The organism is Lentzea sp. HUAS12 (genome assembly GCF_024125735.1).
GTDB lineage: Bacteria > Actinomycetota > Actinomycetes > Mycobacteriales > Pseudonocardiaceae > Lentzea > Lentzea albida.
Window position 1 is genome coordinate 8,962,106 of the sequence record NZ_CP099738.1, and the last position, 13,101, is coordinate 8,975,206.

Sequence of the window (13,101 nt, forward strand, 5' to 3'; positions counted from 1 at the left end):
CCCGCCGTCTACGGAGGTAGTCGTGTCAGTCCTGCTCCAACAGCTGGCCAACGGGGTCGTTCAGGGTGCGTTGATCGCCCTGATCGCCCTCGGGTACACGATGGTGTACGGCATCATCCAGCTGATCAACTTCGCTCACGGCGAGGTTTTCATGGTGGCCTCGTACGGAGGCCTCGCCACGTTCACGCTTCTTCCTGACGACCTCAAGAAGTCGCCTGCCGTGGCACTGCCGCTCATGTTCGTCGGCGGCATCGTGGTGGCGGTCGTCGTGGCCGTGATCATGGAACGGTTCGCCTACCGGCCGCTGCGCAACGCGCCCCGGCTGGCACCGCTGATCACAGCGCTCGGCGTGTCCGTGTTCCTGCAGGAGGCTGTGCGCGTCTTCTACCCGAACGCCAAGTCGAACCTGCCCTACCCGAAGGTCTTCCCCGAGGGCAACCTGACGATCGGCTCGGTCAACATCTCGTGGACCGGCATCATGCTCGTCGTGCTCTCCGTGGGCCTCGCGGTCATCCTGCAGACCTACATCAACCGGTCCCGCATGGGCCGCGCGATGCGGGCCACCGCGCAGGACCCCGACACCGCGAAGCTCATGGGCGTCAACCCCGACCGCGTGATCGTGCTGACGTTCATCATCGGTGCCGTGCTCGCCGGTGTCGCGGGCATCATGTTCGGCGGCTACCTGAACAACATCAACATCGACATGGGCTTCCAGAACGGCATCTTCGCCTTCACGGCGGCCGTCCTGGGCGGCGTCGGCAGCATCCGCGGCGCGGTCATCGGCGCGTTCATCATCGGTCTGATCAAGACCGTGGCCGGTCAGTACATGCCGGGCGGCACCCAGTACGACTACGTGTGGATCTTCGTCGTGCTGATCCTCGTGCTCGTCTTCCGCCCGCAGGGTCTGTTCGGTGAGCCGGAAAGGGTGCGCGCATGAGTACGGTCGACACCTCTGCGAAGCGCTCCGCGCTCGCGCCTCTCGGCAAGCCGTTCGCGGCCGCCGGTGGTGTGCTCGGCATCGTCGCGGCACTCCTGCCGTGGGTCACGTTCACGCTCAACGACGGCAACTGGCCCGACAAGTCGACGCTGCAGTTCTTCGACGCGCCGTTCCAGGTCACCGGTTTCCGGTGGCACGTGCTGGTGCTGGGCGTCCTCGTCCTCGTCGCCGCCTTCGCGCCGGTCCCGTCCAAGGGCCGCGTCGTCCGGGCGCTCGGCTGGGGCCTCACGCTCGTGTCGTTCGTCAACACGGCGTACATCACCGTCAAGGGTGGCGGCCTCGGTGCCGTGACGGCCCTCGACGGCGCCACGGCGTTCGGTGGCATCGTCGGCCTCGTCGCCGGTGTGCTGACGATCCTGGCGGGCTACGGCATCGGCATCGAGCCGGTGGGCGAGTGGAAGTTCAAGGTCTCCACGCCGGTCGCGTACCTGGTGCTGCTGGTGTCGTTCGGCGCGGTGCTCTACGCCGTCGCCGCGATGCTGACCACCGGTGGCGTCGGCTCGGCCAACCCGTACGCGGGCGCGATCTTCCTGTCGTTCCTCGGTTTCGCCGGCGGTCTGCTGGCGGCGCTGAGCGGCGTCGGGTTCGTCCGCTGGATCTCGGCCCTGTCGGAGCAGCACCGCGTGTTCAGCGTGATCGTGCTGGCCGCGTGCGCGCTGCTGCTGCCGTTCACCGAGGCGGGCAACGAGTACTGGATGACGGTCGCGGCGAACATCGGCATCTACGCCGCCACCGCGATCGGCCTGAACATCGTCGTCGGCCTCGCGGGTCTGCTCGACCTCGGGTACGTGGCGTTCATGGGCATCGGTGCCCTCGTGGCAGCGAACTTCTCCGGTGCCGCCACCGCGTACTTCGGCTTCGACCTGCCGTTCCCCGTCGCCGCCGTCATCGCGGCGGTCGTGGCCGGCATCTTCGGCGCCATCGTCGGTTCGCCGACGCTGCGGGTCCGCGGTGACTACCTGGCGATCGTGACGCTGGCGTTCGGTGAGATCTTCACCCGCTCCGCGCAGAACGACATCGGTGGCTTCACCAACGGTTCCAACGCCATCCCGGGCATCCCGGCGCTGTCGTTGTTCGGGGCGGAGTTCAACAAGTCGTTCACGATCGGCGCGGTGAAGCTTCCCGCCGGTGTCCTCTACTACGTCCTCATCGTGCTGCTCGTCGCGGCGACGATGGCGGTGTTCGCGAACCTCAAGTTCAGCCGCATCGGCCGTGCCTGGATCGCGATCCGCGAGGACGAGGACGCCGCCCGCGCGATGGGCATCCGCACCGGCAAGATGAAGATCCTCGCGTTCCTCATCGGCGCCATGCTCGCGGGTCTCGCGGGCGCGGTGTTCGCGCACAAGAACGGCACCGTCTCGTACGAGTCGTTCAAGTTCCTCGAGTCGGTCACGCTGCTCGCGGCCGTCATCCTCGGCGGCATGGGCTCGATCCCCGGCGCCGTCCTCGGTGCCGCGCTGCTGTTCGTGCTGCCCGAGAAGCTGCGGGACTTCGAGGACTACCGCCTCATGATCTTCGGCCTCGCGCTGATCCTGATCATGCGGTTCCGGCCGGTCGGCCTGATCCCCGATGCGCACAGGCGCGCTGAGATGGTCGAACGCGCCGACGAGAACGCCGAAGAGGCGCATTTGGAGGCGAAGAAGGCATGAGCACGCCGGTTTTGGAGGCGCGCGACGTCTCGATGGTCTTCGGTGGCCTCAAGGCGTTGAAGGGCGTCACTCTGACGCTCGAGGAAGGCAAGATCGTCGGCCTCATCGGCCCGAACGGCGCGGGGAAGACCACCTTCTTCAACTGCCTGACGGGTCTGTACACGCCGACCACCGGGCAGGTGCTGCTCAAGGGCAACGTCCTGCCCGGCGACCCGGCGAAGGTGACGGACGCGGGCGTGGCCCGCACGTTCCAGAACATCCGCCTGTTCCCCAGCATGACCGTGCTGGAGAACGTCATGGTCGGCCGGCACGTCCGGATGAAGCAGGGCCCGCTGGCCTCGCTGTTCCACGGCCCCGCCTACCAGCGCGGGGAGAAGGCGGCGCGCGAGCGGTCGCGGGAGCTGCTCGCGTTCGTCGGCCTGAACGGCGTCGACGACGAGCTCTCGCGCAACCTCCCCTACGGCGACCAGCGCCGTCTGGAGATCGCGCGTGCGCTCGCGACCGACCCGGCGGTGCTGCTGCTGGACGAGCCCACCGCGGGCATGAACCCGCAGGAGACGGAAGCGACGCAGCAGCTGATCTTCCGCATCCGCGAGACGGGTGTGTCCGTCGTGGTCATCGAGCACGACATCAAGTTCATCTTCGGTCTGTGCGACTCGGTCTCCGTGCTCGTGCAGGGCGAGCTGCTCGTCGAGGGCAGCCCCGAGGTCGTGCGGGCGGACCCGCGGGTGGTCGAGGCCTACCTCGGCAAGCCGCCGGAGGAAGTCCAGCACGACGTCGAGGCCGCCGCTGCTGCTGAGGAGGAGCAGGCATGACCGCGCTGCTCGAAGTCCGCAACCTCTCGGTCGCCTACGGCGCCATCGAGGCCGTCCGCGACATCTCGTTCACCGTCGAGGCCGGCCAGATCGTGTCGCTGATCGGCTCGAACGGTGCGGGCAAGACCACGACCCTGCGCACCATCTCGGGTCTGTTGCGGCCGACCAACGGCTCCATCCGGTTCCAGGGCAAGGAGATCCACGGCGAGCCCGCCCACGCCATCCTCGGCATGGGCATCTCGCACTCGCCCGAGGGACGCCGGCTCTTCCCGCGTATGACCGTGGAGGAGAACCTGCAGCTCGGCGCGTACGTCCGCAAGGACGACGGTGTCCAGGCCGACATGGACCGCGTTTACGAGCTGTTCCCCGTCCTGGGAGAGCGCCGCCACAACAAGGCGGGCCTCTTCTCCGGTGGTGAGCAGCAGATGCTGGCCATCGGCCGCGCGATGATGTCCAAGCCCCGCCTGCTGATGCTCGACGAGCCCTCCATGGGCCTCTCGCCGATCATGACGCAGCGGATCTTCGACACCATCAAGGAGCTGCAGTCGCTCGGCACCACCATCCTCCTGGTGGAGCAGAACGCCCTGGCGGCGCTCGCGTTGTCGGACCACGGCTACGTGATCGACCTCGGCAAGACCACCCTGGACGGTCCGGGGCACTCGCTCCTGGCCGACCAGCGGGTGCGCGACGCGTACCTGGGCGAGGCCCACTGAGGGTTTCGTTCGTGGGAGCGGGGCGGAGGACTTGTCCTCCGCCCCGCTTTCCGTTTCAGGCGCGGTCGAAGTCGGCGAGGATCCGGGGCAGGGCCAGCTTGGCCGCCCTGCCGTGGTTCACGTCCGCGCCGAGGTCGACGAGCGTGCCGCGGGCGTGGCGCTGCTCCAGCCGCTGATCGCAGTACGCGGACGTCTCGAGGAGCGTGTCGCGGTCGCCCGCCGAGGAGTAGAGCGTGACGGGCACCTCCGGGCGCCAGTCGCAGGTGCTGTCTGCCTCGCGCAGTTTCGCCTCCAGGACGCCGGTGGGGTGCTGGAGGCGGGCGAAGTAGCCGTCGGTCAGGAGATCCCGCATCGTGGCCGGGAGGCGCGGGAAGATGTCCTCGTTGCGGTGCTCGCCGTCGAACAGGGCCTCGATCGACGGGTCGCGGAAGACCTCGGCCGGGCTGTCGTAGAGGTGGAAGAGGCGGTTCCAGGCCACCGTCCAGTACGCCATGTATGCGACGCCGTTGGCGATATCGTCGTTCAGCGCCCTGGCCACCAGCAGGCTCGGCTTGAACGGGCCACCTATCGGGGCCAGGGCGCCCACCTCCAGGCGCGGGTCGGCGCCGTGCTGCAGGGCCCGGCCCAGTGCCATGGCCGCGTGGCCGCCCTGGGAGTGGCCGGTGATCATGACGCGCCGGTCCGGGCGCAGGCCCTTCGACGACGCGTAGGCGCGGGCGGCGCGGAGGGCGTCCACCGAGGCCGTGACGGTGGACCTGGCGTCCACGTACGGGTGAAAACCGGGGCCGGTGCCCAGGCCCAGGTAGTCCGGGGCCGTGGTCAGGTAGCCCGCCGAGGCGAAGAGGTAGGTGGCGGCTCGGTCGTTGCCGTCCGCCACCGACGCGACGGAACCTCGGTAGCCCGTGGTGCCGTGCAGCCAGGTGGCCTGGCGCGGCGTGCGGTCTCCGTTGCGCGGCAAGGCGATCAGCGCGCTCGCCGTCGTCGGTCTGCCGAAGGCGTCGATCGTGCGGTAGGTGATGCGCTTCGCCTCCACGGCGAAGCGGACGCGCGAGGCGTCCAGGGCGTGGTCCCCCAGGTACTTGACCAGCTGGGTGGTGTCCACCGTGGACACCGGGACGACGTCGAGGAGCGCGCCGCGAGCCGTGCGGGCCGACGCGGTGGCCGGGGCCGTGGCCGCGACCAGCGCGCCGCACAGGACCGCTGCTGTCAGTCGAGTCGTGAAGGTCATGCGCACCACGATCTCGGGCTGATCTTGGTAGCGCACTGGGGTTGGCCACACAGAAGAGGTGTGGTTTTCCCCAGTTCTCAGGCGCCCGGCGGCTTGGGGCGCAGGATGCAGGTGAGGCGGGCGGTGCAGGTGCGCCTGCCCTCCTCGTCGGTGATCACGATCTCGTACGTGGTCGTGCTGCGTCCGAGGTGGATCGGCCGTGCCACACCGGTCACGATCCCCTCGCGCGCCGCTCGGTGGTGGGTGCAGGACAGCTCGAGCCCGAGTGCGATGAGGCCGTGTTCGGAGGCGTGCATGGCGGACGCGATGGACCCCAGTTGCTCGGCGAGCACCGCGTTCGCACCGCCGTGGAGCAGGCCGAACGGCTGGCGGTTGCCCTTCACCGGCATCGTGCCGATCATCTCCTGCACATCCCATCGGGTGATTTCGATGCCCATGCGGGTGTGCAACTGCTCGTCGGCGAAGTCGATTGGCAGGTCGGGGGTCACGCGTGCTCCAAGGGTTCAAGCAGAACTGTCAGACCCCCACCCTAGACTCGGGCCCGTGACTACCTCAGACGTGAAGCGGCTCCTGCTCATCGACGGTCACTCGATGGCCTACCGAGCGTTCTACGCCCTGCCCGCAGAGAACTTCGTGACGAAGACGGGCCAGGTCACGAACGCCGTGTACGGGTTCACGTCCATGTTGATCAACATCCTGCGCGACGAGAAGCCGACGCACGTGGCGGTGGCGTTCGACGTCTCGCGCAAGACGTTCCGCTCCGAGCAGTACCCCGAGTACAAGGCCGGTCGCTCGAAGACGCCGGACGAGTTCCGCAGCCAGGTCTCCCTCATCAAGGACGTGCTGGCCACGCTGGCCATCCCGACCATGGAGAAGGAGAACTACGAGGCGGACGACATCATCGCGACCCTGACCACGCAGGCCGTGGCGCAGGGCGTCGAGGTGGAGATCGTCACCGGCGACCGCGACGCGTTCCAGCTGGTCAACGACAAGGTGACGGTGCTGTACCCGGTCAAGGGCGTCTCGGAGATGGGCCGCTTCACCCCGGCGTACGTCGAGGAGAAGCACGGCGTGCGGCCCGACCAGTACGCGGACTACGCGGCGGTGCGCGGCGACTCGTCGGACAACCTGCCGAACACCCCCGGCGTCGGCCCGAAGACGATCATCAAGCTGCTCAACCAGTTCGGCGGGCTGAACGAGCTGGTCGACCGCATCGACGAGGTGCCGGGCAAGGTCGGCGAGGCGCTGCGCGGCAACCTGGCGAACATCATCATGAACCGCCAGCTCACGGAGCTCATCAAGGACGTCGAGCTGCCGTACACGATCGACGGCCTCGAGGCGCAGCAGTGGGACCGCGACGCCGTGCACGCGCTGTTCGACGAGCTGGAGTTCCGCGTCCTGCGCGACCGTCTCTTCCAGACGCTGTCGACCGCCGAGCCGGAGGCCGAGGAGGGCTTCGAGGTGTCCGGCGGCGCGATCCCCGCGGGCACGCTCGCGCAGTGGCTCGACGCGAACGCCCGCGGGAGCAGGGTCGGCGTCGCGTTGCGCATCACGACCGACCTGGAGGGCGTCGCGCTGTGCACGGCGACCGGTGAGGGCGGGTACGTCGACGTCACGCAGCTGAACGAGGCCGACGAGCAGGCGCTCGCCGCGTGGCTCGCCGACGAGTCCGTGGCCAAGGCGGGCCACGACCTGAAGCTGCCGCTGCGCCGGGTGCGCGCCCGCGGCTGGAAGCTGCGCGGCCTGACGTCGGACACGGCGCTCGCCGCCTACCTGGTGCGTCCCGGCCAGCGCTCGTTCGCGCTGGACGACCTGGCGCTGCGCTACCTCAAGCGCGAGCTGCGGGCCGAGGAGTCCGGTGACGGCCAGCTGTCGTTGCTCTCCGACGAGTCCGAGGAGGCGCAGAAGCTCGCCACGAGCACGATCCTGCGCGCGCGTGCCGTCGCCGAGCTCGCCGACCGGCTCGACGAGGAACTGGTGACGATCGGCGGTGCCGACCTGCTCGCGAACCTCGAGCTGCCGTTGATGAACGTGCTCGACGAGGTCGAGGCCGTCGGCATCGCGATCGACGTCGAGCACCTCTCGGAGCTGGAGGCGCACTTCGCGGCCGGCGTGAAGCAGGCGGCGCAGGACGCGTACTCGGTGATCGGCAAGGAGATCAACCTCGGCAGCCCGAAGCAGCTGCAGACGGTCCTCTTCGACGAGCTCAACATGCCGAAGACGAAGAAGACCAAGACCGGCTACACCACGGACGCCGACGCGCTGCAGAACCTGTTCGAGCAGACCGAACACCCATTCCTGCAGCACCTGCTCTCGCACCGCGACGTCACGCGCCTGAAGTCCACTGTGGACGGACTGCTGAAGTCGGTGGCCGACGACGGCCGCATCCACACGACGTTCCACCAGACGATCGCCGCCACGGGCCGGCTGTCCTCGACGGACCCGAACCTGCAGAACATCCCGATCCGCACGGACGAGGGCCGCCGCATCCGCCAGGCGTTCGTCGTCGGCGAGGGTTACGCGGAGCTGATGACCGCGGACTACAGCCAGATCGAGATGCGCATCATGGCCACGCTGTCCGGCGACGAGGGCCTGATCGCGGCGTTCAACTCGGGCGAGGACCTGCACACCTACGTGGCGTCGCAGGCGTTCTCGATCCCCACCTCCGAGGTGACGGGCGAGATGCGCCGCCGCATCAAGGCGATGTCGTACGGCCTGGCCTACGGCCTGTCGGTGTTCGGCCTGTCGCAGCAGCTGCGCATCCCGACCGAAGAGGCCCGCGAGCAGATGGAGGCGTACTTCGCCCGCTTCGGCGGCGTGCGCGACTACCTCAACGAGATCGTCGAGAAGGCCCGCAAGGACGGCTACACCGAGACCGTCCTCGGCCGCCGCCGCTACCTGCCGGACCTGACGTCGGACAACCGCCAGCGCCGCGAGATGGCCGAGCGCATGGCCCTCAACGCCCCGATCCAGGGCAGCGCCGCGGACATCATCAAGGTGGCCATGCTGGGCGTCTACCGCGCACTCGAGTCCTCTGACCTGCGCTCGCGCATGCTCCTGCAGGTGCACGACGAACTGGTGCTCGAGGTGGCCGAGGGCGAGCGCGAGGCTGTCGAGGCCCTCGTGCGCGACCAGATGGGCAACGCCTACCAGCTGCGGGTGCCGCTGGAGGTGTCGGTCGGCGTGGGCCGCTCCTGGGACGACGCCGCCCACTAGGGCGAGCCGCTTGGCCCGCAGCCCCGGTTGAGCCCCAGGCTCGGCCGGGGCTGAGTGCTGTCCGGGGGCGCGCGGGTGGGGTGCTGTCTGGTGAGGTGGCGGATGGGTGGCTGCCGCGCTGGCGGGGAGTGGGATGGTGCGGCGTGGGGTGAGCGGCGTGGGCTGGGCGAGCGGCGTGGCTACTGCGCGAGCGTGGGCGCTGGGTGACGCGATCGCTGAGTGCGGGGGATGCACGGCCGCCTGGCGGGGCTGATGGGGGCGCTCGCGTGAGCGGCGGTCGCGGAATCGCTTGCCCCATTGGAACTCATAGCGCGCGGTGGGGCTTGCCGCAAGACCCGGTGGCGGCCCCAGAAATCGTGGCCCACCAGGGAATTGAGGGGTTTCGCGATGCGATTTCTGCTGTCCACCATCGGGTCTCGGGGCGAGACGCAGCCGCTCACTGCGCTGGCCGTGCGGTTGAGGGAGCTCGGGAACGACGTCGAGGTCGTGGCGCCGCCGGACTTCGAGGGACTCGTCACGGGCCACGGCGTCGGCTTCACGCCGGTCGGGCCGATGTTCTCGTGGCAGGAGGTGCGTTGCAGCACGCGACGCGGCCCGTGGCGGAGAGCATCGGGGCGCGGTACGTGTACGCGAGTTTCTGTGCGAACACCATGCCCTCGCCGCATCACGCTCCGCCGGCGATGCTCGGGAACGTTCCGGTGGAGGGCACGGCTGAGGAGAACCTCGCGCAGTGGGAGCGGCAACGGCAGTACTTCACGAGTTCGCGTGAGGCGCTCGACGAAGAACGCAGCAAACTGGAACTGGCGCCGATCGAGGACGTGCGTGACCACATCTTCGGCGATGCGCCCTGGCTCGCGGCGGATCCGGTGCTCGGGCCGTGGCCCGGACCCGGTGAACTGGTGCAGACCGGTGCCTGGTTGCTCGACGATCGGAGGTCGCTGAGTCCGGAGCTGGAGGCGTTCCTGGACGAGGGCGAGCCGCCGGTCTACTTCGGTCTCGGCAGCATGCGCGGCCGTCTGGACGGGGCCGTCGAGGCGGCGCGGAGGCTGGGTGAACGTGTTGTCCTGCAACGAGGTTGGGCGGGCTTGGAACTGCCGGACGACGGCGAGGACTGCATCGCCATCGGGGAGGTGAACCAGCAGGCGTTGTTCCGGCGGGTCGCTCTGGTCGTGCACCACGGTGGCGCCGGCACCACCACGACGGCCGCGCTGGCCGGGAGGCAGCAGGTCGTGGTACCCCACATGTACGACCAGTACTACTGGGGGAGGCGGGTCGAGCGGCTGAACGTCGGGTGCTCGGCACCGGCGGTGACGGCGGAGGTGCTTGGCGAGGCGCTTCGGCTGGCTCCGCAAGCGGCAGAGGTGGCCGTAGAGGTGCGCACGGACGGTGCGCGGGTTGCGACGAAACGGTTGATGGCGTTGCGATTCGCCTCAACCAGGCGGTGGGTGCGTGGTAAGCCAACGGCATGAGGATCCTCGCCCTGGTTTTGCTGCTCACCGCCTGCACGGCGACCGAGCCGGGCACGCCGGCGAGGGAGGAGTGGCTCACGGGCGAGCTGACCTTCCGGAAGGTCGAGGGGCAGGCTCCCACCTCCAGGCCGTCGGCCGACTATCCGGTGCGGCAGAAGGAGGCGGGTGATCCGGCGGTCGGGACGGCGCGGGCGCTTCGGCAGAGTGCGGACGCGAAGGTTCGGGAGCAGGCGCTCGGTGCGCTCGACTGTGCCGCTCCGGACCCGTTGGTCGGCAACGACGACCCGGCGGCGCCGTTGGTCACCTGTGACGCCGGTGAGTTCAAGTACGACCTCGGGCCGGTCTTCCTGGACGGGGATCGGGTCGCGGCGGCGTCGGCGGAGGTCGACCCGTCCGGGGCGGGCTTCGTGGTGACGGTCGAGTTCGACGCCGGGGGTGCGCGGGCGTGGAGCGACTTCACGACGGCCAACGTCGGTGAGCAGGTCGCGATCCTGATCAACGGGCGGGTGCTCAGCGCGCCCACCGTGCAGTCGCCGATCACTGGCGGCTCGGCGCAGATCTCCGGCGGGTTCACGCGGGACGAGGCCGACCAGCTCGCGCGGCAGCTGGTGGGCCGGTGAAGGACATCTGAACCGGGCCGGCTGGGACGTACGTGTGGTGGGTGTCCGCAGTGAGGGGTGACCCGCATGTCGTACCAGGTTGGGCTCGATCTCGGATCCGCAGGCACCACCGTCGCCACGGCCGGTGGCGTCACGACCAGCGGCCGGCGTCACCAGGCGGCGGCCAGGGAGATCGCGAGCGTTCTCGACGACCTCGCGCACCGGCACGGGGAGCCGCCCAGCCGGGTGGCGATGACGCATCCGCTGTGCTGGCCGCACGAGCACCTCGAGCAGTTGCGCCAGGACCTCATCGACGCCGGACGTGCGGACGTGTTGTTCGTGCCGGCGCCTCACGCCGCCGCTATCGCGTTCGACGCTGACGCGCAGATGCCCGAGCACGGCACGGTGGCGGTGTTCGACTTCGGTGCCACCGGGTGCGACATCGCGGTGCTGCGCAAGCAGGGCGTGTTGCTGCTGGCCGGGCAGCCCGAACGGGTCGAGGTCGGCGGGTTTGACCTCGACGAGCTGGTGGCGGAGCACGTGATCGCGAAGATCGGCACGCACAGCCGTGAACTCGTGCGGAGCTGCGTCGAGGCGAAGGAGCTGCTGGGCAGCTATCCGGAGGTGCGGATCCCCTACGTCGCGACGAGTGGTGAGGTGCGTGAGGTCAGGCTGAGCAGGTTGGAGTTCGAGGCGGTCATCCGGCCGTCGGTCGAGTCGGTGGTCGACGCGCTGGAACGCGTGGCCGGCAGCGCGGGGTCGTGCCTGCCCGACGTCGTCCTGCTCGTCGGCGGGTCGTCGCGGATTCCGCTGGTGGTGCGGGAGATCGTGGAACGGCTGCACGTCCCGGTGGTGCGGGCGCCGGACGGTGCCGCCGCGACGGGGGCGTACCTGGAGGCGAGGCAGCTCGAACCCGAGCCCGCGGAAGAGCTGACCGTCGAGGTGCCGAAGCCGCGGGAGGAAGAACCGGAGCGGCGGATCCCGACCACGCCGTTCATCGCTGCGGGGTTGCTCGTGCTCGTTCTCGGAGGTGGGTGGTTCGCGCACGACGCGATGAACCGGCCTCAGGTGCAGATGGAGAACACGAGCGTGCGGCTCGAACCGCCGGGCACGGCCGAACTGCCCCGGATCAGCGAGCCAGCGCGCTGATCTCCCGCACAGTCCGGTCGATCTCCTCCGGGGTGTTGAGGATCGACGTGCCGACCCGCGCGTACGGGATGCGGTACGACGCCGTGGTGATCTGGATGTTTCTCTGCCGCAACAGTTCCACCAGCTCGGGGCCGGTGCGGCCGGGAACGTCGAAGCACACCATGCCCGCGGAGACCGAGGCGTCGCGCGGCGTGTGGACGACGACTCCGGGGATCTCGGCGCTGGTGGAACCGCACCGCCGCCCGCACCGCGTAGTACTGCTCGAACGCGTGGAAGCCGCCGGGCCCGAGCAACGCCGTGGGACTGCGGTCGCTCAAGCTCGGCAGCAACGGCACGATCTGATCGCTCACCTCGGGGTTCACCCACACCATGCCGGTGCCGCGCGGCCCGAACAGCCACTTGTGCGTACCGGCCACGAACACGTCCGCGCCCATGCGCGCCGCGTCGTCGTCGACCGCCGCCAACCCGTGCACGCCGTCTACGACGAGGAGGCAACGGTCTTCCCGTGCTCGGCCACGGTTCGCTTCCGCGACAACGGAAGCGCACGCGCGCACGGGCATTCTCACACCCGTGCTCGACTGCACCCACGTGATGCCCACGGCACGCGTCCGCGGTGTGATCGAGTTGCGCAGGCGCGTCGCGATCTCGTCCTCGGTGGCCTTCGCCGGGTTCTCGAAGAGCGTGCCGACCCTGACGTTCGCGCCGACCCGCCCAGCGGCCAGTCTCGCCGCCTGCTGGTGCCACGCGTGGTCCTGGTCGTTGAGCAGCAACTCCTGACCGGCGCGCAGTTTCAGCCCGCCGTAGACGATCGAGAGCCCGATGGTCGTGTTGGGCACGAACGCGATGTCGTCCGCAGCACCGCCGACGTACTGCCCGAGCGCGACGGCCACCTCCCGGGCCTCCTCGGGCATGAGGTCGTGCGAGTTCGAGTCGAGCCTGCGCCGGAACTCGTCGACCGCGTCCCGCACCTCCCGCGGGTTCGACGCGAGGTAGAAGAGCCCGAGGTTGGTCAGCGCCGGGTCCAGCCGGAACTCACGCCGCACGGCACCCCAGTCCACTCCCCGCGCGGCCGACGACGCCGTCGGCGCGACGGCGAGCAGTCCTGCCCCAGCCAGGAAGTCACGACGGTCCATGCCGTCCATTGGACAGCTTCCGCGGCGCGAACGGCAGTCCGGTGTTCCACTCCTTCGCGCCGATGGGCAACTGCGTTGGCGCGGGACCGGACACCTCGACTCGCTGGGGCGGATCAGGCATCCTCGTAGGCGC

At 69.4% G+C, this 13,101-nt stretch carries 11 protein-coding genes; 8 read left to right on the plus strand and 3 right to left on the minus strand.

The annotated features are described in order from the left end of the window. Positions 1 to 22 precede the first annotated feature (22 nt). From ND450_RS42135 to ND450_RS42150, 4 genes are read left to right on the plus strand one after another with little or no spacing between them, the layout of a single operon-like run. Positions 23 to 937: a branched-chain amino acid ABC transporter permease gene (locus ND450_RS42135; protein ID WP_089923419.1), complete on the plus strand. Its 915-nt coding sequence runs from the start codon at positions 23 to 25 to the stop codon at positions 935 to 937. After that, on the plus strand, positions 934 to 2,646 hold the full coding sequence (locus ND450_RS42140) for a branched-chain amino acid ABC transporter permease (RefSeq protein WP_089923422.1): 1,713 nt from the start codon (positions 934 to 936) through the stop codon (positions 2,644 to 2,646). Before ND450_RS42135 ends, ND450_RS42140 begins: the two co-directional genes overlap by 4 nt. Further along, positions 2,643 to 3,461 carry an ABC transporter ATP-binding protein gene (locus ND450_RS42145; protein ID WP_253323566.1) on the plus strand — a complete coding sequence of 273 codons (819 nt, stop codon included), beginning with the start codon at positions 2,643 to 2,645 and terminating at the stop codon, positions 3,459 to 3,461. Before ND450_RS42140 ends, ND450_RS42145 begins: the two co-directional genes overlap by 4 nt. Next, the gene (locus ND450_RS42150; RefSeq protein WP_253323567.1) at positions 3,458 to 4,174 is read left to right on the plus strand and encodes an ABC transporter ATP-binding protein; all 717 of its coding nucleotides are present in this window, start codon (positions 3,458 to 3,460) and stop codon (positions 4,172 to 4,174) included. Before ND450_RS42145 ends, ND450_RS42150 begins: the two co-directional genes overlap by 4 nt. 55 nt (positions 4,175 to 4,229) lie before the next feature. Here the strand turns inward: ND450_RS42150 and ND450_RS42155 are convergent, their stop codons facing one another. Next, the gene (locus tag ND450_RS42155) at positions 4,230 to 5,402 is read right to left on the minus strand and encodes a lipase family protein (RefSeq protein WP_253323568.1); all 1,173 of its coding nucleotides are present in this window, start codon (positions 5,400 to 5,402) and stop codon (positions 4,230 to 4,232) included. A gap of 77 nt (positions 5,403 to 5,479) precedes the next feature. Then, positions 5,480 to 5,839 (minus strand): hotdog fold thioesterase, encoded by a 360-nt coding sequence (locus tag ND450_RS42160; protein WP_089923435.1) that lies wholly within the window; start codon positions 5,837 to 5,839, stop codon positions 5,480 to 5,482. Positions 5,840 to 5,945: 106 nt separating this feature from the next. On the opposite strand from ND450_RS42160, the gene polA reads away from it, so the two are divergent. From polA to ND450_RS42180, 4 genes are all read left to right on the plus strand, one after another. Then, entirely contained in the window at positions 5,946 to 8,618 is a 2,673-nt protein-coding gene (gene polA / locus ND450_RS42165; RefSeq protein WP_256557396.1) for a DNA polymerase I, read from the plus strand. A gap of 680 nt (positions 8,619 to 9,298) precedes the next feature. Further along, positions 9,299 to 10,087, plus strand: coding sequence for a glycosyltransferase (locus ND450_RS42170; protein ID WP_371927574.1), 789 nt, complete (start codon positions 9,299 to 9,301; stop codon positions 10,085 to 10,087). Further along, positions 10,084 to 10,707 (plus strand): precorrin-3B C(17)-methyltransferase, encoded by a 624-nt coding sequence (locus ND450_RS42175; RefSeq protein ID WP_253323569.1) that lies wholly within the window; start codon positions 10,084 to 10,086, stop codon positions 10,705 to 10,707. Before ND450_RS42170 ends, ND450_RS42175 begins: the two co-directional genes overlap by 4 nt. Before the next feature lie 66 nt (positions 10,708 to 10,773). After that, positions 10,774 to 11,835: an Hsp70 family protein gene (locus tag ND450_RS42180; protein WP_253323570.1), complete on the plus strand. Its 1,062-nt coding sequence runs from the start codon at positions 10,774 to 10,776 to the stop codon at positions 11,833 to 11,835. Here ND450_RS42180 and ND450_RS42185 read toward each other — a convergent pair. Continuing rightward, positions 11,751 to 12,968 carry an aminotransferase class V-fold PLP-dependent enzyme gene (locus ND450_RS42185; protein WP_253323571.1) on the minus strand — a complete coding sequence of 406 codons (1,218 nt, stop codon included), beginning with the start codon at positions 12,966 to 12,968 and terminating at the stop codon, positions 11,751 to 11,753. The two genes, ND450_RS42180 and ND450_RS42185, sit on opposite strands and share 85 nt — an antisense overlap. Positions 12,969 to 13,101 lie beyond the last annotated feature (133 nt).

Bases quoted from the DNA above. Each gene is read 5' to 3' on its own strand.
- ND450_RS42160 (WP_089923435.1), bottom strand. From the start codon at position 5,839: ATGGGCATCGAAATCACCCGATGGGATGTGCAGGAGATGATCGGCACG.
- ND450_RS42185 (WP_253323571.1), bottom strand. From the start codon at position 12,968: ATGGACCGTCGTGACTTCCTGGCTGGGGCAGGACTGCTCGCCGTCGCG.
- ND450_RS42140 (WP_089923422.1), top strand. From the start codon at position 934: ATGAGTACGGTCGACACCTCTGCGAAGCGCTCCGCGCTCGCGCCTCTC.
- ND450_RS42150 (WP_253323567.1), top strand. From the start codon at position 3,458: ATGACCGCGCTGCTCGAAGTCCGCAACCTCTCGGTCGCCTACGGCGCC.
- ND450_RS42145 (WP_253323566.1), top strand. From the start codon at position 2,643: ATGAGCACGCCGGTTTTGGAGGCGCGCGACGTCTCGATGGTCTTCGGT.
- ND450_RS42175 (WP_253323569.1), top strand. From the start codon at position 10,084: ATGAGGATCCTCGCCCTGGTTTTGCTGCTCACCGCCTGCACGGCGACC.
- ND450_RS42180 (WP_253323570.1), top strand. From the start codon at position 10,774: ATGTCGTACCAGGTTGGGCTCGATCTCGGATCCGCAGGCACCACCGTC.
- ND450_RS42155 (WP_253323568.1), bottom strand. From the start codon at position 5,402: ATGACCTTCACGACTCGACTGACAGCAGCGGTCCTGTGCGGCGCGCTG.
- ND450_RS42170 (WP_371927574.1), top strand. From the start codon at position 9,299: ATGCTCGGGAACGTTCCGGTGGAGGGCACGGCTGAGGAGAACCTCGCG.